Annotated in this window: 2 rRNA genes; both read left to right on the forward strand. The window is 48.1% G+C overall.

Going from position 1 to position 1,725, the window contains the following annotated elements:
* Positions 1-162, forward strand: a 16S ribosomal RNA gene (locus A2U94_RS20190); the annotation flags it as partial.
* A 344-nt stretch (positions 163-506) separates the two neighbouring features.
* Positions 507-1,725, forward strand: a 23S ribosomal RNA gene (locus A2U94_RS20195); the annotation flags it as partial.

Consider the following 1,725-nt stretch of genomic DNA (forward strand, 5'->3'; position numbering starts at 1 on the left):
CCCGGGCCTTGTACACACCGCCCGTCACACCACGAGAGTTTGTAACACCCGAAGTCGGTGGGGTAACCTTTATGGAGCCAGCCGCCTAAGGTGGGACAGATGATTGGGGTGAAGTCGTAACAAGGTAGCCGTATCGGAAGGTGCGGCTGGATCACCTCCTTTCTAAGGATTTTTACATGAAAAGCGAAGGCGATTGTTTAGTCATGAAAAGCGTTGGAGCTTTTGACAGGGAAACCGTTATTTGGTTTCGTTGACAAAAGTGAAACGATCGAATGACTAGGAGCCGTAGCTAGACAAGACGTACGTTTTGAAGCTTTGTTCAGTTTTGAGAGTTCAATCTCTCATTTAATAGAAAGTACATCACTTTCTTCTTATCTAATAAGGAGAATTTTGAGTGCGATTGTTCTTTGAAAACTAGATAACAGTAATAGCTGAGGAAAAGTGAAACTTTTCTTTAATCAAACCAATAAATAACGCAACGCAAGTTGCACCATTTATTCGCTAATGGTTAAGTTAGAAAGGGCGCACGGTGAATGCCTTGGCACTAGGAGCCGATGAAGGACGGGACTAACACCGATATGCTTCGGGGAGCTGTAAGTAAGCTTTGATCCGGAGATTTCCGAATGGGGAAACCCACTGTTCGTAATGGAGCAGTATCTTTATCTGAATACATAGGATATTGAAGGCAGACCCGGGGAACTGAAACATCTAAGTACCCGGAGGAAGAGAAAGCAAATGCGATTTCCTGAGTAGCGGCGAGCGAAACGGAATTAGCCCAAACCAAGAGGCTTGCCTCTTGGGGTTGTAGGACACTCTATACGGAGTTACAAAGGAACGAGGTAAATGAAGAGGTCTGGAAAGGCCCGTCAAAGAAGGTAACAACCCTGTAGTTGAAACTTCGTTCCCTCTTGAGTGGATCCTGAGTACGGCGGAACACGTGAAATTCCGTCGGAAGCTGGGAGGACCATCTCCCAAGGCTAAATACTCCCTAGTGACCGATAGTGAACCAGTACCGTGAGGGAAAGGTGAAAAGCACCCCGGAAGGGGAGTGAAAGAGAACCTGAAACCGTGTGCCTACAAGTAGTCAGAGCCCGTTAATGGGTGATGGCGTGCCTTTTGTAGAATGAACCGGCGAGTTACGATCCCATGCAAGGTTAAGTTGAAGAGACGGAGCCGTAGCGAAAGCGAGTCTGAATAGGGCGTTTAGTATGTGGTTGTAGACCCGAAACCAGGTGATCTACCCATGTCCAGGGTGAAGTTCAGGTAACACTGAATGGAGGCCCGAACCCACGCACGTTGAAAAGTGCGGGGATGAGGTGTGGGTAGCGGAGAAATTCCAATCGAACCTGGAGATAGCTGGTTCTCTCCGAAATAGCTTTAGGGCTAGCCTCACGTTGTGAGAGTCTTGGAGGTAGAGCACTGATTGGACTAGGGGCCCCCAACGGGTTACCGAATTCAGTCAAACTCCGAATGCCAAAGACTTATCCGTGGGAGTCAGACTGCGAGTGATAAGATCCGTAGTCAAAAGGGAAACAGCCCAGACCACCAGCTAAGGTCCCCAAGTATACGTTAAGTGGAAAAGGATGTGGAGTTGCTTAGACAACCAGGATGTTGGCTTAGAAGCAGCCACCATTTAAAGAGTGCGTAATAGCTCACTGGTCGAGTGACTCTGCGCCGAAAATGTACCGGGGCTAAACGTATCACCGAAGCTGTGGATTGACATCT

The sequence above is a fragment of the Bacillus sp. VT 712 genome (assembly GCF_001614195.1).
GTDB classification, from domain to species: domain Bacteria; phylum Bacillota; class Bacilli; order Bacillales; family Bacillaceae_H; genus Priestia; species Priestia flexa.